This is a genomic window from Anaeromonas gelatinilytica (genome assembly GCF_016820635.1).
Taxonomy (GTDB): Bacteria; Bacillota; Clostridia; order Tissierellales; family SIT17; genus Anaeromonas; species Anaeromonas gelatinilytica.
Window position 1 is genome coordinate 1 of record NZ_WSFU01000050.1, and the last position, 25621, is coordinate 25621.

The window sequence follows — 25621 nt, forward strand, 5'->3', positions numbered from 1 at the left end:
TTAATATTCTTTATAAATCAACGGGCTATCGCCCAGAAAAATCTTTAAGTGCTAAACTTCTGTGCAATAATAAATTTCAATAATGTTTTATCATTAATAATATCAATATCTATAGAATCTAAATTTACATCACAAGTAAGATATTGTTTGATTATTTCTTTCATATCTGCCTCATAATCTCTATATAAAGTTTCTCTATTATATACTATAATAGACTTATTTTTATCCAATTTAAGTAGACTTCTTTCCATTTTTGTAAGAGTTCCAATGGATTCTATTTCCAAAATATTAGAGCGAATAAATACCTTTGTATTTTGTGGTCCCTTTCCAGTTTTATTCTTGACAAACTTTCCAAATGCATTTTTTATTTTTTCTTCTATTTCTAATTTATCCTTCTTAGTTATAGCTCTATTTCTAAGAGCTATAAGCTCACCTTTATTTCTTAAAAATTTTATTGCAGTTTTTCTCATTATATCTGTTAATTCTCTAACATCTATAGGCTTTACAATGTAATTTTCTATTCCAATATCAACAGCCTTTAGAATCACTTCTTTATCAGAAAAGGCAGTAGTTATAATGATTGGCACATAGCTTATTTTTCTAATCTCTCTAGCCATAGAAAGACCATCCATATAAGGCATTTTAAGGTCACATATAACAATATCAGGTCTATATTCTTTAAATGCTTTTAAGCCTTTTATCCCATCTTCAGCAACAATTAATTGACCTACTCTTTTTTTGAGAAAAAAAGTCATTTGTTCTAATATCTCTTCTTCATCTTCTACATATAATACCTTTAAATTTTTTAACAAACCATTATCTAGACTCATCACACTCCTCCTTTTCTAATATTACTAACACTTTTACACCAACTTCAGTATTATCAATAATCAAATTTCCATTAAATTTTTCCTTTAATATAATCTTTGAAATATATAATCCAATACCTGTTCCCTTATTTTTTTTGGTTGTAACGTAGGGTTCAAATAACTTATCCTTTATATCTTTTCTAATACCTCCACCATTGTCTTTTAATTGAATTAGTATATTTTTTTCTTCTGGCTTCATAAATATCTCTAAATATCTTTTTCCTTCTATATCACTTAAAGCATCTATAGAGTTATTTATGAGGTTTAAGAAAACTTGAGAAAATATATTACTTTCACCCCTTATTTCAATCCCCTTATCTACTTTTATATCGATATCTATATTAAGATTATTTATTCTACTTATATTTAAATCTATCGAAAACATTATGGCATCATATATATTAAACTTATTATCATTATTTTGAGGCTTAAAAAAGAATTTAAAATCATCTATTGTTTCTGCCATTTTATCTATAAATTTATGATTTGAAGTAAACAATGATTTTAAATACTCTTCATCATTTTCTTTTAAATAATAATAATCCTCTATATTATAAAGAGAAATTTTTAAAGCATTTAAAGGTTGTTTTAATTGATGAGCAATAGTAGCTAACATTTCTCCCATTGCTGCAAATTTTGATTGATGCATTAAAAGAGCATTTTTTTCTTTCAATTCATTTAAATATATAGATTCTACTAAAAGCTTATTTTTCTTACTTTCAACTGTGTAAATATATATAATCATAATTATACCTGATATAATCATTAAGATTGAAAGTATTACTGTAATTCGTGTTATATTTGTTAAACTTGATATTACTTCTTTATAATCAGCAGATAAATTAACAATTAAAAATGTATCTCCTATATAAGCTGGAGTATATCCACTTATTTTTTTTACCCTTTTATCTTCTCCAGGCCATATTGAATGATATTCACCTACACCACTTTCTTCATCTATCTGTCTCTCTACAATTGTTTCTAATTCACTCCAATCATAATTTGGATATTGACTTTTTCTAGCCTTTACAACTTCTTCTCCAAGATCATCATTAGATGGATGAAGTAAAAGTCTTCCATATCTATCCTTTACTGAAATATATCCTTTATCATTTGCCTTGTAATCCTCTAAATATGTTTCATAAATATAATCCGAATCAATCTTCATCCTAATAAACCCTTGATTTATTCCATCTATTATAATAGGATGAATTATATTTATACTACCACTCTTTTCCGTATCTACATAATATATATCCTTTTGATACTTTACTGCTCTTTCTATATCAGGACTATCTTCATAATTATAACCTTTATCTTGAGTATATGCTTTTAGCAACTTCCCTTCTTTGTCTATCAACTCCAATGAAATATCTTCATTTCTTTGAATTTCATATAATACTTCAATTAAAGGAAAACTATCTTTTCCTTGTATTAATCCCATAAACTGACTATTAAACTCAGATTTTTCTATAATATTTTTTAAATAATAATCTTTTGTATTGAAATACAATTCAAGTTGATATGATACAGTTGAAACTAAATTAAATATGTTATTTTTTTCTGATTTTATTACCATACTCCTATAATAATTATAACTACCTATTATAATACTTAGAATGATTGCCATTATAATTATTTCTATTATAATTAATCTTCCAATTCTATAATAAAATCTTTTATTTGACTCTTTTATTCTAGTTTCCATAGTATCACTCTAATTTTTTTAATTTTAAAAAGCATTTCTATCTAAGACTTAAAGCCTTAGATAGAAAACAATTTAATAGTTTTATTAAATCTTAAAAATTTAACATTAAAATACTTTCAATAATATCCCTGCTGCAACTGCTGAACCAATCACACCTGCTACATTAGGACCCATAGCATGCATTAATAAAAAATTAGTTGGATTTTCATCTTTTCCGACCTTTTGAACTACTCTTGCCGCCATTGGTACTGCTGAAACTCCAGCTGCTCCAATCATAGGATTTATCTTTCCATTACTTAATTTATACATTATTTTACCAAATAAAACACCAGATATAGTTCCTATAGAAAATGCCGCTAAACCTAATGCTGTTATTTTAAGGGTTTGAATCGTCAAAAATGTATCTGCATCAGCTTTCGCTCCAACAGTCAATCCTAATATTATAGTAATTATATACATTAATGAACTTTGTGCTGTTTCAACTAACTTTGGAACTACCCCTGACTCTTTAATTAAATTTCCAAACATAAGCATCCCAATTAAAGGAGCTGAAGACGGTAATAATCCAATAGTGAATACAGCTACTATCACTGGAAAAATTATTTTTTCTCTTTTTGATACTGGTCTTAATTGCTCCATTTTTGTCATTCTTTCTTCTTTAGTAGTTAAAGCCTTAATTATAGGCGGTTGTATAATTGGTACTAATGCCATATATGAATAAGCCGCAAGTGCTATAGTTCCTAAAAGCTCTGGAGCTAATTCTCCCGTTAAATAAATAGCTGTTGGTCCATCTGCTCCTCCTATAATTCCTATAGATGCAGCTGCAGGACCAGCAAACCCTAATAAAATTGAACCTAAAAACGCAAAAAATATTCCAAATTGCGCTGCTGCACCTAATAATATAGTCTTTGGATTTGCTATTAGGGGACCAAAGTCTGTTCCTGCCCCTACACATAGAAAAATAAGTGGAGGATATATTCCAAACTCTATACCTTGATATAAATAATATAATAAGCCACCAGCTTCACCATTTTCTGGATGAAGCATTAGATTTGCTCCAGGCATATTTACTAAAAGCATTCCAAAAGCAATTGGTATCAATAGATATGGTTCATATTTCTTTTTTATTGCAAGATATAAAAATATACACGCAATAATAATCATAATTATTTGCTTAATATCTATAATTGCAAATCCCGAACTAATCCAGAAATCATATAACATCTTCCTCATAATAATACCTCCTCACTTATCCAATCCGGATTAAAATATCTTCAGAATTTACACTTTGTCCCTTACTTACATTTATTGCAATAACCTTACCATCTACTGGAGAAACTATTTCGTTTTCCATCTTCATAGCTTCAAGAATAACTAAAGTTTGTCCACTTTTCACAACATCATCGACATTCACTAGAATATCTATTACATTACCTGGCATAGGTGCTTCAACTTTTTGTCCTTCAGAAGAATTTGCCATAGCTACTACTTCCTTTGTTCCTTCTTGTATAACTTCTTCTTTTTCTACTTTTAATGAGGATTTCCCTTGTCTATCGACTTCTTCTATTTCTAACTCATACACTTTACCATTCAATTTAATGTGATATAATTTTGAATTCATTTATTGCCTCCTACTGTTTTATTATTTAATTCTTTTTATACTAGAAATCTGAAAATTAGGATTTTTTTTGCCTTGTCCTGCTATTATAGAAGCAGCTAAGGCAATTACAACTTTTTCCTCTTCATCTATTTCATTTACATACTTAGTATCTTCATTTTTAGATATCTTTTCATACATGCTTTCTTCTTTATAAAAAACTATTTTAAATGCTTTTAGAATAAAAAATATTATTATTAAAGTTACAAATACCAAAATCATACTAAAAACTGTTATTGTTAATGCTTTCGACATTGTTATCATTTTCATCACCTAACTTTTACATAGTCACTGTAATATAATGTATCTCTTGATTTTCATATTGCTCTTCAGGCTTATTTTTATTTTCCAAAAATCCCTTCGCCACTTGTGGAAATAATGCATAAGATAATACATCTTCTACAGATTTCGCTAAATCTCCAATTTGCTCTTCATATTTTTTTAGTCCTGGTTCAATTAAATCTGCAGGACGAACTGTAATTACTTTTTCATTACCTATAATTGTATTCTTTATTTCATCATCAATAGGAGCAGGAGACCTACCATAAAGACCCTTAACATATTCTTTTATTTCCTTTGGTATGATTTTATATCTTTCTCCAGACAATATATTAAACACGGCTTGAGTACCAACCATTTGACTCAATGGAGTAACAAGAGGTGGAAATCCTAAATCTTCCCTCACTCTTGGTATTTCCTTTAATACTTCTTCATATTTATCTAAGGCATTCTGTCCCTTTAACTGAGAAAGTAAATTTGATAACATACCTCCAGGTACTTGATACATCAAAGTATTTGGTTCTGCTTCCATTACTTTTGGATTTAATATCCCATTATCTCTATACTTTTCCCTTATAGGTTTAAAATATTGAGCTATATCGTTTAATACATCTAAATTTAATTTTGAACCTCTAATTCCATCTTTAAGAGTAAGAGCTATAGATTCAGTGGCAGGTTGGCTTGTCCCATTAGAAAAGGGAGATATAGCTGTATCAATAATATCAATGCCAGCTTCGACTGCTTTTAAATAAGTCATTGAAGCAATACCGCTAGTACAATGATTATGTAATTCCAGTGGAATATTTACTTCTTCCTTTAATCTTTTTACTAGTTCATATGCAAAATATGGTGTTAAAATTCCTGCCATATCCTTAATACAAATAGAATCTGCTCCTAATTTTTCAAATTTCTTTGACAACTCCACATAATACTCAATATCATGAACCTTACTTGTAGTATAACTTATAGCACATTGACAATGAGCTCCTGCTTCATTTATTGCTTTCACTGAAGTTTCTAAATTCCTTATATCATTTAATGCATCAAAAACTCTAATAATATCAATTCCCTTTTCCACTGATTTTTTAATAAATGTTTCTACAACATCATCAGGATAATGTTTATATCCTAAAAGATTTTGACCTCTTAACAGCATCTGAAGTTTAGTGTTTTTCACTACTTTTCTTATTTTTTTCAATCTTTCCCATGGATCTTCATCTAAAAATCGAAGACATGCATCAAAAGTAGCTCCTCCCCACACTTCCATAGCATGGTATCCTACTTCATCCATCTTAGATAAAATTGGAAGAATTTCATCTGTTTTTAATCTTGTTGCTATTAGAGATTGATGTCCATCTCTCAAGGCCGTTTCAGTTATTTTCACTGGATTCACTAATATTCTCCCTCCTTAATATACAGTTCATTTATTTAAAAAATAATCTGTTGCAATATGTTCTATTTTAATAAGTAAGTCTTTCAAATCATGATCTCTAGATCTTCCACATTCAAAAGCACTTTTATCACAGAGTAAACATTTCCTAGGTTTTTTATTTTTATCTTGTCTACTAATTTGTAAACCTTTATCATTTAAAATATCAATATCAAAAATCCTTCCTAATATATGCTTATCTTCTAATTTAGTACATAAATCTTTTACTTTAAAGGGTGAACACTTAAAAGATATAAAAGCCTCAGGACCACTATCTTTATATATTACTTTTTTATAAATAATTTCAATTTTATGTTCATCTAATATTTTCATTATTTCAAATAATCCTTCATCAAATATTTTTTTTATTAAATTATTATATTTTACCGAACCAGGAATATTTAATTTATATGAAATAATAGGACTATTAAATTTCTCTAATAATTCCTCATGAAAAGCCACCCTATCATCCTTAGCTTTTAAAATATCCTTTAATGATTGTTCTACACCTTCTATGGACATTTTATTATTACGCTCCTTATTTTACTTTTCTAATAACATCTATGATACTTCCATCCCTATATTCCACTAAAGCCACTACCTTATCTTCATATTGAATCTTCTCTGGATTGCCTACAATTTCTATTGCTTTATCCTTCAACTCCTCTATAGTATATACTGGAATATCTGATTTCTTATATTGCTCAATTAAATCCTGTCTTTTCGGATTAATAGCAATTCCTATCTCAGTAATCACTACATCAATCGTCTCTCCTGGAGTGATAACCGTATTTACTTTATTCACAATAGTTGGTATTCTACCTCTAACTAATGGTGCAACTATCAACGTAAGCTTTGAACCAGCAGCTGCATCACAATGTCCACCAGAGGCTCCCCTGATTACTCCATCAGATCCCGTTATAACATTTACATTAAAGTTTGTATCAACTTCTAATGCTGACAATATAACTATATCTAACTTATTTACAGCTGATCCTTTATTATGAGGATTTGCATAGAATGAAGAAGATATCTCATGATGTCTTTCATTTTTACTAACTGAATTAGCCGCCACTAAATCAAAACTTTGTACATCAAAAATATTATTTATTAATCCCTCTTCAAGCATTTCAACCATAGGTTTAGTTATGCCACCTAATGCAAAACTTCCTTTAATATCTTGTTTAATCATTTCATTTCTTAAAAATCTAGTTACAGCTAAAGATGATCCTCCTGTACCAGTTTGAAATGAAAACCCATCTTTAAAATATTCTGACCCTACAATTACTTTACTTGCATAATCAGCAATTAATAATTCTTTTGGGTTTTTTGTAAATCTAGTAGCTCCTGAAGCAATACCTTTTGAATCTCCTATTTCATTAACTTTTACAACATAATCTACATTTATCTGTAAAATACTTGCTGGCATATTTGGATAATCTACTATACTATCTGTTATAATAATTACCTTATCTGCATATTCTGCATCTATTTTAGCATATCCCAAAGGTCCACAAATAGCATTTCCATTCGATCCATTAGCATTTCCATATTCATCTGAGGAAGATGCTCCTAAGAATGCTACATCTATTTTTATATCTCCAGATTCAATAGCTCTTGCTCTTCCTCCATGAGAACGAATTATTACTGGTTCTTCCATTAATCCTTTAGAGATTTCCTCTGCTAACTCTCCTCTTAATCCACTAGATGTAATTTTCTTTATTACTCCATTTTTTATGTGTTTTATTAATGGTGCATGTATACTAGTTAAAGAACTAGAAGCTAATGTTAAATTTTTAATTCCTAATTTAGCAATTATATCCATGATATTATTTATAATATAATCACCTGATCTAAAATGATGATGAAAAGAAATAGTCATTCCATCTTTTAATCCACTTTTTATAACTGCATCTTCTAGAGATGCTAATAGTTTACTCTCTCCTGGTTTAACTCTAATTATTTTTGGAGATGATTTTCTCCCTTCTATTGCCTGTTCAAATGGTCCTTGATAAATTTTATAATTCCCTGCTATTTGCTCTGGAATATCTCTTCCTAAATTATTCTTCATATCCCGATTCCTCCTTATATATACCTGCAGCCATAGCTAAATGAAGAACCCTATCTGCCCTATCAACAATTGGTTTATCAATCATTTTTCCATTTAAAGAAATAACACCTGAACCCTTATCTGCTGCCTCCTTAATAGCTCTCTTTACATCTAATGCCTTTTTAATCTCTTTATCATTTGGTGTATAGATTTCATTTACTGGTCCAATTTGTCTTGGATTTATTATAGATTTTCCATCAAAACCAAGTTGTTTTATAAACTCTATCTCTTTTCTAAATCCCTCTTCATTATCAACATCAGAAAATACAGTATCTAACGCATATATTCCTGCAGCCCTTGCGGCTAATACTATTTGACTTCTTGCAGTAAATAGTTCCATACCGTCCAGATATCTTTTTGTCTTCATATTAGTAACAAAATCTTCCGCTCCAAGTGCAATACCTATTAATCTACTACTAGATGTAGCAATATCATAAGCATTAAATACACCTAATGGCCCCTCTATTGCTGCCATCATTTTTGTAGTACCTAATTCTTTGCCTATCTTTTTCTCTACTTCTTCTATGATTGCCTCTACCTCTAAAACATCTTCCTTAGTTTCTGTTTTTGGAAGTCTTATAACATCTACTTCCGATCTAACCATTGCTTCAATATCATTTTTCCCATAAGGAGTATCTAAACCATTTATTCTAACAACTATCTCGGTATTTCCATAATCTACTGTTTTTACTGCATTATATACTAAAAACCTAGCAGCATCCTTCTCTGCCAATGCAACAGAATCTTCTAAATCAAACATTAGACAATCTGCTCCATATATATATGCATCTCTTAACATCCCAGGATTATTACCCGGAACAAACATCATAGTTCTTCTTAGACGATCCATTAGTTAATTACCTCCCAATTGTAATCTTCTTTTATATCAGCACCTCTGTATGCAGCAGTTAATACTCTTGCTCTTATAGTACAATCTAATGCTCCTTTATCAACAGCTATCACTTTAACATCTTTTATATCTAAATGCTCTAATGTTTCTCTAATTACTTTCCTGATTTGATTCCCAAACTGTTTCTCTACAGAGCTTTTTAATTCAATTTCAATTCCTTGTCCTGCTTCAACTACTATTTGGATATCACTAGATTCCATAGTTCCTGCTATAGCTCTTTTTATGATTCTCATAACTTTCACCTCCAATTAATGTCTTCCAGTATTACTTCTTATATTCTCAATTAAATCTTTTGCATCTTTAGATCTAAAGAACTCATATGTTGATATTGGTACAAAATCCTTAATTCTTTCAATTTCATCTTTTTTTATCAGCTCTCGAACAAAAGATGCACTAATAGCTCTTCTCTTTGATTGGAGTCTCGGTACAATTTTCACCCTCATATTATTACCTTCTAAAATTCTTTTCATTGTTTCATTGTATGTCCTAGTTACTTCACAATAGGGCTCTTCTCCTACATACCTACTATTGATATTTAATGTAGGAATTATATACTTCTTAAATATAGTTAAATCTAATTCTGCATAAACTTTTACAACTTCTTGTGAGTCCTTCATAAAATATGATGGAAATGTAGCTCTAGAAACCATATATGATCCACCCTTATGAAGAATAACATTGTCTAAATATTCAATTTCCTTCTTAACAAGTTCATATCTTATTGAAAAAGGTATAATTGAGGCTTCTTCTGATACCACAAATAAATGAAGGGCATCATTTTCCCTAGCAGCTGTTTCTACTAAATATTGATGCCCATTTGTAAAGGGATTAGCATTCATTACTATACTGGCAATATTCTTACCATTTACTGTCTGAGTTGATATCTCTTTTAGATAAGAATTAATACCATCTGAAATATTTTCCATTAGCACAACTTCATTCACTCTAGCAATTTCATAAAATCCTAGGAAATTAAAAGATTTTGCTGATTCAGGTTTTGTATAAATAAAAAGATGAGTATTACCCCTTTGATATGCTTCTGATATTAAATGAGAGATAACTTTATTTAATAGACTTGTTCCTTGATATTCTGGTTTGATGGCAATAGATCTTAAAGTGTTTTTTGAAAGAGAACCTGTTGCAACCAGCTCATCTCCATTAAATACTCCAACCGTATATTCTACATTTTCATCTAAACGAATATTTTGAGTATTTAAAAATTCTTCTAATTCTCTTTTTTCTTCTTTATCATCAAGAAAAATTCTTTTCTTCTCTAATTGTAACCCTAGCATTTTTAAATTACCTTCTTTCTAAGCTTAAATCCCTTTTAAGTGCATATTAATTATACAATCACAGTATTTCTTTCCCAAGTTTTTTTCATGTTTCTAATGTATTTTTAGTGTTTTGTATATTTCTTCAAATTATATCTAAATAAAACACATTAAAAATACTTGGTATTCTTAATGTGTTTGGATAAAATGTAACTATACAAATTTTCCAGTATCGGTGAAGGGAAGGATATCTATGTCAGAATATATGGACGAATTTGTTAAAAATACAGACTTATCTCAAAACAAACCTATGCGTGATGTTATTTATGAAAGTTTAAGAAGTACAATTATTAAAGGTAAAATACCAGTTGGAGAAAGAATAATTGAAAAAGAATACGCTGATAGACTCAATATTAGTCGTACTCCAATAAGAGAAGCTTTAAAACGTTTAGAACTTGAAGAATTAGTAGAATATATTCCTAAATTTGGAGTTGTTGTAAAGAGAATTTCTAAAAAAGACGTCATTGAAATATACAAGATTAGACATTCTTTGGAAGTATTAGCTGCAGTAAATGCTATGGAAAATATAACTTCATCAGAAATACAAGAAATTAAAGATTTACTTAATTTAACAGAACAAAAAAATAATGAAGGAAGAGTAGAAGAAGTAATTGTACTTTTTGGAGAATTTAATTTTAAAATTTATAAGGCAAGTAAAATGAATAGACTTGCATCTATGATTTCTAAACTTAATGAATATCTACAGCGTTTTAGAGATATTTCTATTAAAGATAATAAAAGAAGAAAATCAGGACTAATTGAACATAAACAAATATTACAAGCTATTATAGACAAAGATAAAGCCAGAGTAGACAAACTTATACAAAGGCACCTTGACTACTCATTAAATATTGTACTTGAAGAAATTGATGAATAGGAGAAAATAAATGAATAAAGAATCATATGCCCATTATGTTGCATCACTTGCTCAAAGAGCAATATTATATGAAGTAAGTGTAAGTCCAAAACCTGGTCTTGTAGATCGTGAAAATAATGGGGCTCATAATGACATGAACTTTTTCACCTTTTTATCTAGTAGCTCTTCTCTATACAAAGGACTGTATGAATTTACTATGGCAGGTATAAATTTTAAAGAAAAGAATATTTCTAAACTGCTCAATAATATTAGACCCATAGGAATTGATTGTGAAAAAGCTATGTTTGATGCTACAAAAGGGATAAATACTCATAAAGGAATCATATTCTCATTTGGAATATTATGTGCAACTATAGGTTATTTATATGAAAAAAAACATAAAGAAATATTTCTTGCAGAAGAGGTTACTTCTGTAGTAAAAGATATGACAAAAGATTTAGTTACTAAAGACTTTTACAATTTAGACTTCAAGAAAAATTTAACCCATGGAGAGTATTTATACAAAGCTTATGGACTAAAAGGAATCCGTGGAGAAGTAGAATCTGGTTTTAAAACAGTAATATCAAAACCCATATCTATAATAAGACAATGGGATACTAATAAAAATCTTAGTAAAAATGATTTATTTTTAGAAGTCTTACTTTATATTATATCATCATCTGAAGATACAAATATAGTCACACGAGGTGGTATTAATAGCCTTAAATATGTAAAAGATACATCAAAAAGATTTTTAGAAAATGGAGGTATGAAACAATCTAATGCAAAAAAAATACTTAATTCTATAAATGATTCTTTTGTAAAAATGAATATTAGTCCTGGAGGTTCTGCAGATTTATTAGCAGTAACAATTTTTCTTGCTCTCATAGAAAATATAACATTGTAAACAGAGCATATCATGATATGCTCTGTTTACAGATTCATCTACAATTCTTAAATAAAGATATTTATCTTCTTTATTAAGTCTATTCTTCAATTTATTAATAATTTTATTAGTTTTCTTCTGCACCCCTCAAAATATCATTTATATATATTTTTTCTAAACTCCTTTAATTCACACAAGTAAACAAGGTAGAATACAATAATATATCCAGTGAAATGTTAAAGGAGGAAAACCCTATGAACAATGATAAGGTTTTAGAAATAAAGAACCTAAGTATGACTTATCATACATTAGATGGAGAAACTCACGCCCTAGATGATATTTCTCTAAATATTAATAGAGGAGAAATTGTTGTATTAGTAGGTCCTAGTGGATGCGGTAAGTCTACTTTATTATCTATAATAGCAGATTTAATAGAACCTTCCAAGGGTGAGGTTCTATTAAATAATGAGAAATTAAAAAAGTCTACTAAAGATGTCGGATATATGTTTCAAAAGGATAATCTTTTTGAATGGAGAACTATTAAGCAAAATAGTCTCATAGGATTAGAAATTCAAGATAAAGTTACTAAAGAAGGAAAAGAATTTGTAGAACATCTCTTAGATATCTACGGACTTGGAGAATTTAAAGATAGTTACCCTAGTCAATTATCTGGAGGAATGAGACAAAGGGTTGCCCTTATTCGCACCTTAGCTACAAGGCCTAATTTTCTTTTATTAGATGAACCTTTTTCCGCACTAGATTATCAAACAAGGTTGGCAATATCCGATGAAATCGGTCAAATACTAAGAAAAGAAAAAAAGACAGCTCTTATGGTTACCCACGATATATCAGAAGCTATATCTATGGCTGATAAAGTGGTTGTATTATCTAAAAGACCAGGTCGTATTAAAGATATTATCCCTATCCAGCTTACTTGTCCAGATTGTGATAGAAGTCCAATGAAATCTAGGGAAGCTCCTGAATTTAAAGATTATTTTAATAGAATATGGAAGGAGCTGGATGTTCATGTCTAATAGTAATAAATCAAAGGAACATGAAAACTATATAAAATCTATAAAAAAAAGAAAAAGATATATTAAAACTACTCAATGGCTTATTCTTATACTCTTCTTTGGAATATGGGAAATGCTAGCTAGATGTCAAATTATAGACATCTTTTTAACTAGCTATCCTTCTGAAATGTTTGATTTATTTATTAACTTTGTGAAAAACGGAACTCTATTTGAACATTTAGGTATCTCTTTAATGGAAAATGTTGTGGGATTTCTAGGGGGAACTATTTTAGGCATTATCATTGCCATATTATTATGGTGGTCTGATTTTATATCAAAGGTATTAGACCCTTATTTAGTAGTATTAAATAGTCTACCTAAGACTGCATTAGCACCTATAATAATAATATGGGTTGGGGCTGGATATTCTGGTATAATCGTTACAGCAATTTCAGTTTCAATAGTTGTTACTATAATGAATGTATATAATGGATTTAAAGAAGTAGATATCGATAAAATAAAGATGTTGCAAACATTTGGTGCAACTAAATTCCAAATTTTAAAAAAAGTGATTCTTCCTTCTAGTGTCCCTGCTATGATTAATTCATTAAAAATAAATATAGGATTATCTTGGGTAGGAGTCATAGTTGGTGAATTCTTAGTATCTAGAGCTGGAATAGGATATCTCATAGTTTATGGTGGTCAAGTTTTCCAGTTAGATTTAGTTATGATGAGTGTGTTAGTATTAGCTATAATAGCCGCATTGATGTATCAAGGTGTAGCTCTTATTGAAAAAAAATATATGAAATGGAGACAATAATATAAATCATCTTAATTGTGCCTGTCTCAAAAAGCATCCGATATCTACACAATTTAGTGTTAAGATACTAGGCTGCTTTTATTTTTTGTATAACAAAATAGAGATTCTGAAAATCCCGTAAAAAATTCATATTAACTTAATTTTAAGTCTTAAATGTTATTATTTTAGTCAGGAAGACAACCTTCCTTATTTATTACATCCTATAATTGTTTTAATCCTCTAATATTTATTTCATTTTACTCCTTCAATATTTATTTTTATAATAAAACTGCTGCAATTGTACCCATTATTAATAATGGTATATTGTAATGTAAAAATGTTGGAACAGAGGTACCCCATATATGATCATGTTGCCCATCCACATTTAAACCAGCTGTTGGCCCAAGTGTACTATCAGAAGCAGGAGATCCGGCATCTCCAAGAGCACCCGCAGTCCCTACCAAAGCAATAGTAGCTGCAGGACTAAAACCCATAGCCATAGCAATTGGCACGAATATAGCTGCTAGTATTGGAATAGTTCCAAATGAAGTACCTATACCCATAGTTATTACTAGTCCAATTAATAACATTAAAAATGCTGATATTAATTTACTACCTCCCATAATATTTACACTTGCTTCAACTAGAGAATCAACACCTCCTGTAGCTCTTATAACAGAGGCATATCCTGAAGCAACTAACATAACAAAAGCTATAAAGCCCATAAGTTCTATTCCACCTGTTAGAATATCGTCCATATCATTCCATTTAAATGCTCCAAAAACTAACATCATTGCAAGACCTATAATTGCTCCTAATGGTAATGAGCCTGTAGTTATTTGAATTGTAAAGGCAGCTATTGCCCCTATAATTGCTCCTATATGCGAACAAGTCAAATTTGTATCTATTGTATAATCCGTATCAACTTCGATTACTTTAGTTTCTGTATATTCTCTAGGTTTTCTATATGAAATTAAAATAGCTATGAATAAGCCAATTATCATTCCAAAACCTGGTAAAATCATTGATTTCCAAACCATCTCTGTCACAACATTCACACCATTTTCTATTAAAGAGTCCCTAATTATATTATGAAATATAAGCCCAAATCCTGCTGGTATCATAATATAAGGAGCTTTAAGCCCAAATGTCAAAGCACACGCTACAGCCCTTCTATCTATTTTAAGTTTATTCATAACTGTAATAAGTGGTGGAATCAATATAGGAATAAATGCTATATGGACTGGTATTAAATTTTGAGATAAACATGCAATAACTGCTATTAAAAAAATAAATACAAATTTTTTATTTTTAATTACTGAACCAATTTTTAAAGCTAAAATTTCTGCTGCACCTGTTTTTCCAATAGCAAAGGCTAAAGCACCTAATAAAATATAAGATAGAGCAGTTTCGGCATTTCCTCCCATACCTTCTATTAAAATTGTCATCGTTTCTCCTAAACCCATTCCTGAAATTAATCCTCCAGTTATGGCAGCTAATATAAGTGCTATTAATATATTTACTTTTATTAAACTAAGAACAACCATTACTACCACTGAAATTAATACTGGATTAGTTAACATTACATCACCCCTTTTTTAATATTTTATTTATAGTTAGTCCTAAAAAGAACTAATTATATATATAATTATTAAATAATTTTAACATACTTTTAAATTATAAGAAAGTATTCAATAAGTACCTATCTCCATAAAATTTAAAGATCATCATGGGTAATGTAAAAAAATTTGTGCTTAAGCGAAAAATAAAACTCTTTCAATATAATAGAGAGTCTAAATAGACAATATAAAAATATCTATTAAATATAAATAGGTATTCCAAATTTCTTAGCAACTTCTTTTAACCCTTCTTCAATTTCTTCTCTTGAAAAATTATTTTTTTCTAGAAAATCATCCTCAAAATTATTTAATCTTTGATAAAAATCTAGAGCTAATTCCATATGTTTTTTATCTTTACAATCTAATTTCTCATATAATAAATTTTCAGCTTCATTTATTTTCCCTTTATTTATTAAGCTAATAAGCTCCTTATAAAGATAATCTGTTGGTGTATAATTCTCTTCATCTAACACCTGATAATCAATAGTATCTTTATTGAAAATAACTTTCGCCAAAAATCTCACTATATCTTCGATCATTTTCATTACATAGTCTTGTTGAAACATAAAATATATCACTAACCTTTCAAAATATCTATATTTTATAATATATAAAATACATTAAAAATTATATTATACATTATCATTTAATAAAACCATATGTATATGGTCCTCCCATTTTCCATTTATCTTTAAATATTTATATGCCATTCCCTCATTATAAAATCCTAATTTCTCAACAACTCTTAAAGACCGTTTATTTTTAGGCATGATATTGGCTTCAATTCTATGTAGTCCAAATTCATTAAACATAACATCAATTCCCTTTTGAATTGCCTCGGTTATATAACCCTTGTTAAGCTCATCCTTATCTAGTTTGTAACCAAGATGACAAGATAAAAATGCACCTCTTACAATATTGTTAAAACTAATAGACCCTATTATTCTACTATTATCTTCCTTTTTAAAAATCCACAATCTAAGTAAATTATTATTTTCAATATTTAATAATTCTTTATCTAACTGTTCCTCCTGATATTGTTTCGTATAAAATTCTTCATTTTTTACAGCTTCCCATTCTTCTAAAAAAGACTTATTTCTTAAATAATAATCTACAATTAATTTTTCATAGGATCTGTCCAATACTTTTAATAATAGTCTTTCTGTTTCATAAACTTTATGCATTAAAATCACTCTCCAATGTTAGACTTATTGATATAAAAAGTCATTTCATCATTACTGCCTAACTTTTCTATTATAATATCATCACTAATTATTTCTACCTTCTCATAATATGTTCTTTATTTTACTCCATAAAAAATATGTTTTATAGATTGTCAATAAAGAGCATCTAGTATATTTATTATAATCTATATATAATTAATCATTCTTCAACTATTCTAAAATCCCTTCCTATATTTCCCTTATGTATATCTTAATTTTAATAATAATTATATTTTGTAACTTTATTTAAATAAAGATTTTAATATAAATTAATTTTTACTTTCTATAAAGGTATAAATCTATAAGTGTAGAACTAATTAAATAAATAGAATATAATAAAATTGATAAATAGCTAATATGAAGATATTAATATCTTCATATTGGTTATTTATACTAAAACATTATTAAAAAGTAGGTGTATATATTGAATACTAAACAATTACGTGCTAACATACTTTTATTAATTACTGCTTCAATATGGGGATTTGCTTTTGTTGCACAAAGGGTAGGTTCTCAACATGTAGGAGCTTTTACTTTCAATGGAATAAGATTTGCTATTGGAAGTATTTCACTAATACCTTTAATTTTTTATTTTGATAAAAAAGATAAGAAAAAAGAAAGTAAAACTGAACTTACTACTAAAAATATAATCATACCAGGTATAATAATGGGGATTGCCCTTTATATAGCTGCAACATTTCAACAGGTTGGATTAATGTATACAACTGCTGGAAAAGCAGGCTTTATTACTGGTCTTTATATGGTTATTGTTCCAATTCTAGGAATATTTTTAAAACAAAAAATTGAAACAAAATCATGGATTGGAGTAGGACTTGCTGTAATTGGACTATATCTTCTAAGTATAAATGAAAACTTTAGAATGAGTTACGGGGATTTCTTGGAACTTATAGGGGCTTTATTCTGGGCTATACACATTTTAACCATAGATCATTTCACAAAAAAATTAAACCCATTGAAATTATCTTGTATCCAATTTGCAACTTGTTCAATATTAAGTATAATAACAGCTCTAATCTTTGAAGAAATTAGCATGGATGCTATTTCTAACGCACTAATTCCTATACTTTATGGTGGTTTCATGTCAGTAGGGATCGCATATACTCTTCAAGTAGTAGCCCAAAGAAATGCAAAACCTTCTCACGCTGCTATCATACTAAGTATGGAATCAGTATTTGGAGCCATAGGTGGGACTATTATGTTAGGTGAAAGTATGAATATTAGAGGATATATAGGTTGTGCATTTATATTAACAGGAATTCTAATAACTCAAGTTAAATTCACTTCAAAGAATAATAAAAACACTTTAGATGGTACTGCTACTCCATAATATCGGGTGGCAGTACCATTTAATTAAAATACTTACTTAATATTTGCAAGTTCATTTATAAATTATCTAAATCAAAAACTTTTTCTAGAAATAATATTGTCCTATTTATCTTTATAAATGTAATCAATATTTAATATATATCCAAATTCCAGCTATAAAAGCTCCTATACTATTAAATATTAAATCAAGATTTATATCTACTAAACCATGCTGATTAGATTTATTCAAAATAACATCTAAAATAAATTCGAATATTTCAAAAAGATTTCCTAAGGTTATACCAATAGAAAATACAAAAACAGATATTAAAATTTTAGAATTTATATACTCATCAAAAACAGATATCAATACTTCATATGAAAATAAACTTATTCCAAAAATACCAATTAGATGAAGTGCTTTATCAAAATATGTACCTGTTTCATAAAAGTTAAAATATTGTCCTAATGCCAGATGCGAGATTGATATTAAAACAAATAAAAATTTGACTAAATTACTAATATCAATTACTTTTCTTTTTTCATAATTAATTATTATTATATATACTACATATATAAATATTAAATTTAAAATATAGCTATATTGTTTATTAACTATAAAAGCTGCTAATAAAACTATTATGCAAATATTAAAGAAATACAATATTAATTTTAAAAATTTATCTGTTTTCATTATTATAATCCTTTCATTTCACTATTTATAGTAGATATTACTTTTTATCATTTCTTGGAACAACATGAATTCCTTCATCTTGTTTCCATTCTGCATAAAAAACCTCTTCTATTTTTTCTACTCCATACATATGTATTTGATTTTTTAACCATTCTTCATCATAACCTATAGCATTTAGATTATCATAAAGAATTTCTCCATCCAATACTAAATTAACAGGTAAGTAGGTAACTTTTTCAGGTAAATTCAAATCCTCTATTGTAGGATTATCATATTTTGATTTCTTCAATATACTTATTTTTCCACCGGGTTCTAATATCCCATACTCTACTTCTCTTATAGAAAATACATCCTTTTGTCTTAATAAGCTTAATAATTCATTTATATCTAATTTTTCTCTTTTAATAACATTATAGTCTATCTTACCATGACGAATAATTAATGATGGATCTCCTTGTAATATTTTCCTTGTTTTTCTAAATTTTTGAGTTATCTTTTCAATAATAAAAATTAAAAGTGCCCATATAAAAATTGCATACATTATGTATACTATGCTAATATTCTCATCATATATAGCATTTCCTAAAAGTTCTCCCAAAACTAATGCCGATATGAAATCAAAGGGAGTTATTTGATCTATATGTGTCTTCCCTAAAAATTTAGTTATTGCAAGTAATGCGAAAAAACCAAAAATTAGTTCTATTGTTAAATCAAAAAATTTTTCTATTACCATATTATCACCTTCTCATATATATTAATATCTACATCTTCTCCTTATAATATTTCTTCAAATATATATTCCCCTCTTTTTGAAAATGATATTACTAATTTTAATAATAAAAACTAATAATGAATTGATCCAAAATATACCATGGAATTTATTACATAAATATATATACATTAATTTATATTAATAAGTATAAATTAATTTAGAACATAAAATATTTGGAAGGTGATAAGTATGACAGTTGCTTCTCAATTAAAACAAACTATTGCAACTCTTAATGGTGTTAAAAGTACATTAGAGATATATTCACTAAAATCTTTTAATGAAGAAGAAAAATCTATCTATAAGAATTCTTTAAAAACTACTGAAGAGGTAATTCATGATTTAGAAGAAAGACTAAAAATTGTTGAATACGAAGAACCTCAGTATAAAGGATTTTAAGGGAGGTAAAAATATGGCAAATTGGATTGAAATATTATTAAGATCTATCATGCTATTTTTTCTAGTTTTAGGATTGACTAGAATAATGGGAAAAAGACAATTAACTAAGTTAACTCCCTTTCATTTCATTAGTTATTCTATAATTGGAATATTAGCTGCTTTAATATCTGTAAACATAATAGATAACTTGGTATTGGGACTTTTATCCTTAGGAACTTGGGTTGCCTTTTATTTAATATTAGATTACTTTGCTTTAAAAAGTAAACTTATCCACGATTGGATAAATGGCAGAGAAACCATATTAATAAAAAATGGAAAAGTGATGGAAGAAAATCTTAAACAAGCAAGGCTAACAGGAGAAGAATTACTTAAAGAACTTCGTACTAAAAATGCATTTAATTTAGCTGATGTTGAATTCGCTGTAATGGAAACTACTGGTGAACTCAATGTTTTATTAAAATCTGATAAAAAACCAGTTACTCCATTTGAATTAGGTACAGAAGTATCTCCTAAAAGTGCTCCTCAAACTGTTATTTTAGATGGCAATATTTTAGATGAACCTTTAAGCAATATAGGTTTAAACAGAGGATGGTTAAATACTGAATTAGAAAAACTTGGACTTTCTTTAGATAATATCTTTATAGGTCAAGTAGATTCCTCTGGAGATCTATATGTAGATTTATTTGACGACTCAATACAAGTTTCTCAACCAAAAATAAAGGAAACTTTATTTGCAAACATAAAAAAATGTCAATCTGACCTTGTTAAATATGCATTAGATACTCAAGATAATAAAGCAAAAAAGATGTATTCATCTAATGCAAAAAAATTAAAAAATTTAATGAATAAACTTGAATCTTATCTATTACATTAGAAAGGACTGAAAATATGTCTAGTAAGAAAAATAAAAAATTAACTCCAACACAACAAAAATATCAAAAATTTGCTAAAGCAAGAGAACCAAAACCTTCTGTAATTAAAAATTGTCTTAAAGCATTTTTATCTGGAGGTCTTATTTGTACATTTGGTCAAGCATTACAAATGCTATTTATAAAATATTTTGACTTTACAGAAACTACTGCTGGAGACCCAACTGTAGCAGTACTAATAATCATTTCTGTTCTACTAACTGGTTTCGGTGTATACGATCATATAGCACAATGGGCTGGAGCTGGTACAATTATCCCAATTACAGGATTTGCAAATACCATTGCTTCTGCTTCAATTGAACATAGAAGTGAAGGGTTTGTCTTAGGAGTAGGCGGTAATATGTTTAAAATAGCTGGATCAGTAATAGCCTATGGAGTGTTTTCAGCATTTGTTGTTTCTCTTATAAAAGTTACTATTCAAGCGTTAGGTGGGATATAAATGAAAAAAGGACATCAATCATGGATTTTTAATTCTAAACCTATAATTATATCTTCTGCAGCAGTTGGAGGTCCCTTTGAGGCTCAAGGAGCTATAGCTGAGGATTTTGACATGCTCCATCAAGATATATGGCTAGGTCAAGATAGTTATGAAAAAGCTGAAAAAAAACTTTTAGAACAAGCATGTGAAATATCAATACAAAAAGCAAATCTGAGAAAAGAAGATATTGAGTTTTTTATAAGTGGAGATTTAATGAATCAAATCATATCCAGTAGTTTTACTGCTAGAACATTAGGCGCTCCATACCTAGGTATATTCGGTGCCTGTTCAAGTTCTATGGAAGGTTTAGCTCTAGGTAGCTTACTCATTGACAGTAAATCAGCTAATTATGTACTTGCTGGTGCCTCTAGTCATAATGCTGCTGTAGAAAAGCAGTTTAGATATCCAACAGAATATGGTTCCCAAAAACCTCCTACAGCTCAGTGGTCTGTTACAGGTGCAGGAACAGCATTATTATCTCAAAAAGGTACTGGCCCAAGGGTTACTTCTGCTACTATTGGTAGAGTTATAGATATGGGAATATCCGATCCTTTCAATATGGGTAGTGCAATGGCTCCTGCAGCAGTAGATACCATAGAAGCTCATTTTAGGGATTTAAATATTGAACCTTCATATTACGATTTAATTGCAACTGGAGACCTTGGAAGAATTGGTCATCAAATTGCTGTAGATTTATTAACTGAACATGGCATAAATATTCCTAAAAATATATTTACTGATTGTGGTCTTTTAATATATAAAAAAGAACAACCTGTAATTGCAGGAGGGAGTGGATGTGGTTGTTCTGCTACAGTAACCTATGGACATTTACTCAATCGTATGAAAAAGGGAGAATTTAAAAAAATACTAATTGTAGCAACAGGTGCTCTACAATCTCCTCTTTCATACCAACAAAAAGAAAGTATACCTTGTATAGCTCACGGTGTATCGATAGAAATGATAGAAAGTGAGGTGCTGTAAATATTATGGAAAAATTTTTTTGGGCTTTTATAGTAGGTGGAGGTATATGTGTTGTGGCTCAAATTATGCTGGATGTATTTAATCTTACACCAGCTCATACTACCACTACACTTGTTGTTGTAGGTGCTATATTAGGAGGATTAGGATGGTATGAACCTATAATAAAATTTGCAGGAGCAGGAGCATCTGTTCCAATAAGTAGTTTCGGAAATTCACTTGTAAAAGGTGCTTTATCAGAAGCAAACAGAAGTGGAATTATTGGTATTCTCACTGGAATATTCGAAGTAACTAGTGCTGGTATTTCAGCTGCAGTTATATTTGGATTTATGGGAGCCTTAATATTTAAACCTAAAGGTTAAATTCATTTAAAAGTCCCTAAACCACTAAATGATTTAGGGACTTTAAATGAATTATTTCAGTCCTGGATTTTGAAAGTTTTTATTTTGACTTTCCCTTATTCTTCGTTTAACTTTTTCCATTTCTGCATTTTCTACCGCATTAGAAGTAGAAAGGTTTGGAACACTACCTATTGAATTAGTAAAATTCATTTGTGTAGTATTTTTAGGATTATTTATTTTCCTTTTAACTTTTTCTCTTTCTCCTTGACCAACAGCCTTAGAATTTTTTAAGTTTGGTGTTTGATTATTTGTATGACTCATTTAAATTCTTCACCTCTTCTTTGAATTATAAGCTTTTTGCTTACAAAAATATTATCCCCAGACATCAATATTAATATTTCATATAAATTATTAAATTACAGGAAAAAAATACAAAAATTTAATTTAACATATTTTTGAAGCTACTAATTCTATAATTGAAATTACTAAAAAATCATCTTAAGTTGAAGTAGATTTACTATTTCCTTTTTGCTTTATTAAACTTATAATTAAAATTATTATAGGTATTATAAATTGAAATGGTATAGCATAATAAGGATAAATTTCTTGAGCTATTCTAAACATTTCAGCTACATTATTATATAACCAATTAGATAAAGATACACTTATTATAACAATTGGAATAACAAAAGGTTTATAATCATTAAGATTAAATAACTGAGTAATTCCTATTAATAACGAATATATACATATCCATATTTGAATTGCAGCTAAAACTAACTGACTTACCGTAATAAAAGGATCTATTATAGCTCCAGGAACTACAGTTGATGTCCTATGTAAATTAAAATAATTTCTATTAATCATTTCTGGACCTAATACCATTATATTCATTAATGATATTATAATAAGTAATACTCCGACGAATGTTATAGATATAAAAGATGATTTTAATATCTTTTCTTTTTTATTCACAAAAGTAAATATCATTAAAAACAAAATTGCTTCACCAAATGGAAAAGTTAGTAATCCAAAAGAAGTCTTTAGTATTGGATTCATACCATATTCTAATACTGGTTGTATATTAGTAATATCCATATGCTTAAAAGATCTTAATAAAATTATTATAATGCTAATAGGTGGTATTATAAATGCAATCATAGAAGTCCTGGCTATAGTTTCTAATCCATATTTTAATCCAATTACTAAAGCAACAGAACTAAATGCAGTAATAAATATTCTGGGAGTTTCAGGAAAAACTACAATACTAATATATTCACTATAACTTCTAAAAATTAATGATGATAAATGTAAAAAATACCATAAATACAATACAGACAAAATTCTTCCTATGTATTTACCAAATATGTCTATCAAAATTTCTATTAAAGTTTTATTAGGGTTTAATTTTGCAATATAGACATACATCCCTATTAATACATAAGCAAATACCCAAGATATTATTATAGATATCCAAGCATCTTGCTTGACTGCTCTAGCAATATTTACAATTATCGAATCACCAATAATAAAACCTGCCATCAATATAATCAATTCTTTATTAGAAATCTCTATATTCTTTAACATAATTACACCTCAATATACTATGTATCTTACTATCTTTTCAATTAAAACAACTGGACTCTCAGGCGCCTTATCTATTATTTGCAATAAACTCATTATAAAGCCAATCACTATAAGAGAAAAATAAATTGTAAATATTCTTTTAGATGATTTTTTTTTTATATATGGCATATCAATAGCTATAACAATAAAAAATATTACTATCAATAGTACTATTAATTTAATTGTCATATTTAATCCTCTTCCTTTACTCTATTTCATTAGCTGAATCTATTAATCCACTATTTATAATTTTAAAATCTACATTAATTTCTACTAAAGCATTACTAAACTCATCTTCCCAATTTGATTCTACATTCTTCCAATAATCTGGATATTCTTTATATAACTTTTCTCCAAATCCAAAAATATCACTTTTATATTCATTTTGTGCTAAATCCACAATATTTTGAACTTTTTTATTAATAGAATCTTCAACCTTCTTTTCTAACATCTTTGAATTTTTTTGATTAGTTAAATCATCTTCTCCTTGTTGTCCACCAATTGTTCCCTGAGCCTTTATATTTATGCTATATTTAAATTGATCTCCTTCTATATTTAAACCTATTTTAGTATCTGACCTTTTCTGTTCAATAGTTACCAGTTCTTCTTCATTTAAAGGATCTTTTACTATTATAAGTCCATTTTGTACTTTCCCTAATATATAATTTAGCCCTTCAACAGAATCATCATCTATCCATCCTATTAATTTATCCTCTAAAAATATCCCTGCTCCTTTTACGTCTATATTTGCTATTTTAAGTTCAGATACTTCTTCCTTAATCTCTATTTTTCCTATAGTAGGATTTTTTTTTGGAAAATTCAAAGATGTTATTATATCAAAGAGACGTACATTATATATATGAAAATCACTTTTATCATTTAATAATATCTCCATCAAATGCATTGCAGGGATATTCTCCAAATCACTTTTAGCCGATAAAATTTTTTTAGCTGTAGTATCCTTAGCAATTACTACATTAGGTGCTAATCTAAGTTCTTGATCCCTTTCAAAAAAATCTAGAAATTCTCCTATTCCACTTCTGGCTAATTCTTCTCCAATAACAATTAACTGAAGATGACTATAATATGGTTTTCTATTAACAGTTTGTAACTGTTTTCTTATAGTATCAAATAAAGTATCTCCTTGTGTAGAGTGTACCCAAACATTATTAGTATTAGTACTTCCACTACTATTACCTTGACTACTTAATGATACTGGATTTATAATTTGTAATGTTACTTCTATAGTGTCATCATCTATTTTATCTAAACCTATCCCCAATACTATTGCTTTTTCAATTAAAGTTACATTATCCCAACATCCAGTGGTACCCAATAAAATAGAAATTATAATTAATGTTAAAATTACTTTATATAATATAGTTCTCATAA

At 28.3% G+C, this 25621-nt stretch carries 30 protein-coding genes; 10 read left to right on the plus strand and 20 right to left on the minus strand.

From position 1 onward, the window contains the following. Positions 1-44: 44 nt before the first annotated feature. From GOQ29_RS03760 to citC, 11 genes are all read right to left on the minus strand, one after another. On the minus strand, positions 45-830 hold the full coding sequence (locus GOQ29_RS03760; protein ID WP_203371301.1) for a Na-translocating system protein MpsC family protein: 786 nt from the start codon (positions 828-830) through the stop codon (positions 45-47). Further along, positions 817-2577, minus strand: coding sequence for a sensor histidine kinase (locus tag GOQ29_RS03765; RefSeq protein WP_203371302.1), 1761 nt, complete (start codon positions 2575-2577; stop codon positions 817-819). The genes GOQ29_RS03760 and GOQ29_RS03765 overlap by 14 nt, the downstream gene beginning before the upstream one ends. A 105-nt stretch (positions 2578-2682) precedes the next feature. Then, positions 2683-3813: a sodium ion-translocating decarboxylase subunit beta gene (locus GOQ29_RS03770; protein ID WP_484477058.1), complete on the minus strand. Its 1131-nt coding sequence runs from the start codon at positions 3811-3813 to the stop codon at positions 2683-2685. 13 nt (positions 3814-3826) lie between these two features. After that, positions 3827-4198, minus strand: a complete 372-nt coding sequence (locus GOQ29_RS03775) for a biotin/lipoyl-containing protein (RefSeq protein ID WP_203371304.1) — start codon at positions 4196-4198, stop codon at positions 3827-3829. Positions 4199-4219: 21 nt separating this feature from the next. Further along, the gene (locus GOQ29_RS03780; RefSeq protein WP_203371305.1) at positions 4220-4498 is read right to left on the minus strand and encodes an OadG family protein; all 279 of its coding nucleotides are present in this window, start codon (positions 4496-4498) and stop codon (positions 4220-4222) included. Between the two features lie 16 nt (positions 4499-4514). After that, entirely contained in the window at positions 4515-5906 is a 1392-nt protein-coding gene (locus GOQ29_RS03785) for an oxaloacetate decarboxylase subunit alpha (protein WP_203371306.1), read from the minus strand. Positions 5907-5933: 27 nt separating this feature from the next. Next, positions 5934-6464 carry a citrate lyase holo-[acyl-carrier protein] synthase gene (gene citX / locus GOQ29_RS03790; protein ID WP_203371307.1) on the minus strand — a complete coding sequence of 177 codons (531 nt, stop codon included), beginning with the start codon at positions 6462-6464 and terminating at the stop codon, positions 5934-5936. 16 nt (positions 6465-6480) lie between these two features. Beyond that, the gene (gene citF, locus GOQ29_RS03795; RefSeq protein WP_203371308.1) at positions 6481-8013 is read right to left on the minus strand and encodes a citrate lyase subunit alpha; all 1533 of its coding nucleotides are present in this window, start codon (positions 8011-8013) and stop codon (positions 6481-6483) included. Beyond that, positions 8003-8902, minus strand: a complete 900-nt coding sequence (gene citE, locus GOQ29_RS03800; RefSeq protein WP_203371309.1) for a citrate (pro-3S)-lyase subunit beta — start codon at positions 8900-8902, stop codon at positions 8003-8005. The genes citF and citE overlap by 11 nt, the downstream gene beginning before the upstream one ends. Further along, positions 8902-9195 (minus strand): citrate lyase acyl carrier protein, encoded by a 294-nt coding sequence (gene citD, locus GOQ29_RS03805; RefSeq protein WP_203371310.1) that lies wholly within the window; start codon positions 9193-9195, stop codon positions 8902-8904. The genes citE and citD overlap by 1 nt, the downstream gene beginning before the upstream one ends. Positions 9196-9210: 15 nt before the next feature. Continuing rightward, entirely contained in the window at positions 9211-10254 is a 1044-nt protein-coding gene (citC, locus tag GOQ29_RS03810) for a [citrate (pro-3S)-lyase] ligase (protein WP_203371311.1), read from the minus strand. A 232-nt stretch (positions 10255-10486) separates the two neighbouring features. Here citC and GOQ29_RS03815 point away from each other — a divergent pair, with 232 nt between their 5' ends. The 4 genes from GOQ29_RS03815 (at position 10487) to GOQ29_RS03830 (ending at position 13868) form a co-directional block, all read left to right on the plus strand. Then, complete coding sequence (locus GOQ29_RS03815) at positions 10487-11170, plus strand: GntR family transcriptional regulator (RefSeq protein WP_203371312.1); 684 nt, start codon at positions 10487-10489, stop codon at positions 11168-11170. A 10-nt stretch (positions 11171-11180) separates the two neighbouring features. After that, positions 11181-12056, plus strand: a complete 876-nt coding sequence (citG, locus tag GOQ29_RS03820; protein ID WP_203371313.1) for a triphosphoribosyl-dephospho-CoA synthase CitG — start codon at positions 11181-11183, stop codon at positions 12054-12056. A gap of 233 nt (positions 12057-12289) precedes the next feature. After that, complete coding sequence (locus tag GOQ29_RS03825) at positions 12290-13069, plus strand: ABC transporter ATP-binding protein (RefSeq protein ID WP_203371314.1); 780 nt, start codon at positions 12290-12292, stop codon at positions 13067-13069. Beyond that, a complete protein-coding gene (locus GOQ29_RS03830) occupies positions 13056-13868 on the plus strand; it encodes an ABC transporter permease (protein ID WP_484477057.1) in 813 nt (270 codons plus the stop codon). The genes GOQ29_RS03825 and GOQ29_RS03830 overlap by 14 nt, the downstream gene beginning before the upstream one ends. Positions 13869-14125: 257 nt before the next feature. On the opposite strand, the gene GOQ29_RS03835 is transcribed toward GOQ29_RS03830, so the two are convergent. The 3 genes from GOQ29_RS03835 to GOQ29_RS03845 all read right to left on the minus strand — a co-directional run bounded on the left by GOQ29_RS03835 (position 14126) and on the right by GOQ29_RS03845 (position 16650). Then, positions 14126-15430 carry a Na+/H+ antiporter family protein gene (locus GOQ29_RS03835; RefSeq protein ID WP_203371315.1) on the minus strand — a complete coding sequence of 435 codons (1305 nt, stop codon included), beginning with the start codon at positions 15428-15430 and terminating at the stop codon, positions 14126-14128. 236 nt (positions 15431-15666) lie between these two features. Continuing rightward, positions 15667-16032, minus strand: coding sequence for a DUF6483 family protein (locus GOQ29_RS03840; RefSeq protein WP_203371316.1), 366 nt, complete (start codon positions 16030-16032; stop codon positions 15667-15669). Positions 16033-16098: 66 nt separating this feature from the next. After that, positions 16099-16650 (minus strand): GNAT family N-acetyltransferase, encoded by a 552-nt coding sequence (locus GOQ29_RS03845; protein WP_203371317.1) that lies wholly within the window; start codon positions 16648-16650, stop codon positions 16099-16101. 463 nt (positions 16651-17113) lie between these two features. Here GOQ29_RS03845 and GOQ29_RS03850 point away from each other — a divergent pair, with 463 nt between their 5' ends. After that, positions 17114-18037 carry a DMT family transporter gene (locus GOQ29_RS03850; protein WP_203371318.1) on the plus strand — a complete coding sequence of 308 codons (924 nt, stop codon included), beginning with the start codon at positions 17114-17116 and terminating at the stop codon, positions 18035-18037. A 123-nt stretch (positions 18038-18160) separates the two neighbouring features. Here the strand turns inward: GOQ29_RS03850 and GOQ29_RS03855 are convergent, their stop codons facing one another. Further along, on the minus strand, positions 18161-18709 hold the full coding sequence (locus tag GOQ29_RS03855; protein WP_203371319.1) for a DUF2238 domain-containing protein: 549 nt from the start codon (positions 18707-18709) through the stop codon (positions 18161-18163). A 37-nt stretch (positions 18710-18746) separates the two neighbouring features. Next, positions 18747-19442 (minus strand): DUF421 domain-containing protein, encoded by a 696-nt coding sequence (locus GOQ29_RS03860; RefSeq protein WP_203371320.1) that lies wholly within the window; start codon positions 19440-19442, stop codon positions 18747-18749. Between the two features lie 228 nt (positions 19443-19670). Between GOQ29_RS03860 and GOQ29_RS03865 the strand changes: the two genes are divergently transcribed. The 5 genes from GOQ29_RS03865 to spoVAE are packed head-to-tail and all read left to right on the plus strand — an operon-like array spanning position 19671 to position 22624. Further along, positions 19671-19877, plus strand: a complete 207-nt coding sequence (locus tag GOQ29_RS03865) for a DUF1657 domain-containing protein (protein ID WP_203371321.1) — start codon at positions 19671-19673, stop codon at positions 19875-19877. Positions 19878-19890: 13 nt separating this feature from the next. Further along, on the plus strand, positions 19891-20751 hold the full coding sequence (locus GOQ29_RS03870; protein WP_203371322.1) for a DUF421 domain-containing protein: 861 nt from the start codon (positions 19891-19893) through the stop codon (positions 20749-20751). 14 nt (positions 20752-20765) lie between these two features. Further along, complete coding sequence (spoVAC, locus tag GOQ29_RS03875) at positions 20766-21245, plus strand: stage V sporulation protein AC (RefSeq protein ID WP_203371323.1); 480 nt, start codon at positions 20766-20768, stop codon at positions 21243-21245. Further along, the gene (gene spoVAD, locus GOQ29_RS03880; protein ID WP_203371324.1) at positions 21246-22265 is read left to right on the plus strand and encodes a stage V sporulation protein AD; all 1020 of its coding nucleotides are present in this window, start codon (positions 21246-21248) and stop codon (positions 22263-22265) included. It abuts the gene before it with no gap. Positions 22266-22270: 5 nt separating this feature from the next. Next, the gene (gene spoVAE, locus GOQ29_RS03885; protein ID WP_203371325.1) at positions 22271-22624 is read left to right on the plus strand and encodes a stage V sporulation protein AE; all 354 of its coding nucleotides are present in this window, start codon (positions 22271-22273) and stop codon (positions 22622-22624) included. Between the two features lie 51 nt (positions 22625-22675). On the opposite strand, the gene GOQ29_RS03890 is transcribed toward spoVAE, so the two are convergent. From GOQ29_RS03890 to GOQ29_RS03905, 4 genes are all read right to left on the minus strand, one after another. Then, positions 22676-22924, minus strand: coding sequence for a hypothetical protein (locus tag GOQ29_RS03890; RefSeq protein WP_203371326.1), 249 nt, complete (start codon positions 22922-22924; stop codon positions 22676-22678). A gap of 177 nt (positions 22925-23101) precedes the next feature. After that, entirely contained in the window at positions 23102-24190 is a 1089-nt protein-coding gene (locus tag GOQ29_RS03895) for a GerAB/ArcD/ProY family transporter (RefSeq protein ID WP_203371327.1), read from the minus strand. 9 nt (positions 24191-24199) lie between these two features. Beyond that, a complete protein-coding gene (locus tag GOQ29_RS03900; RefSeq protein WP_203371328.1) occupies positions 24200-24418 on the minus strand; it encodes a hypothetical protein in 219 nt (72 codons plus the stop codon). A 16-nt stretch (positions 24419-24434) separates the two neighbouring features. Next, the gene (locus GOQ29_RS03905; RefSeq protein ID WP_203371329.1) at positions 24435-25619 is read right to left on the minus strand and encodes a Ger(x)C family spore germination protein; all 1185 of its coding nucleotides are present in this window, start codon (positions 25617-25619) and stop codon (positions 24435-24437) included. Between the last annotated feature and the right edge of the window lie 2 nt (positions 25620-25621).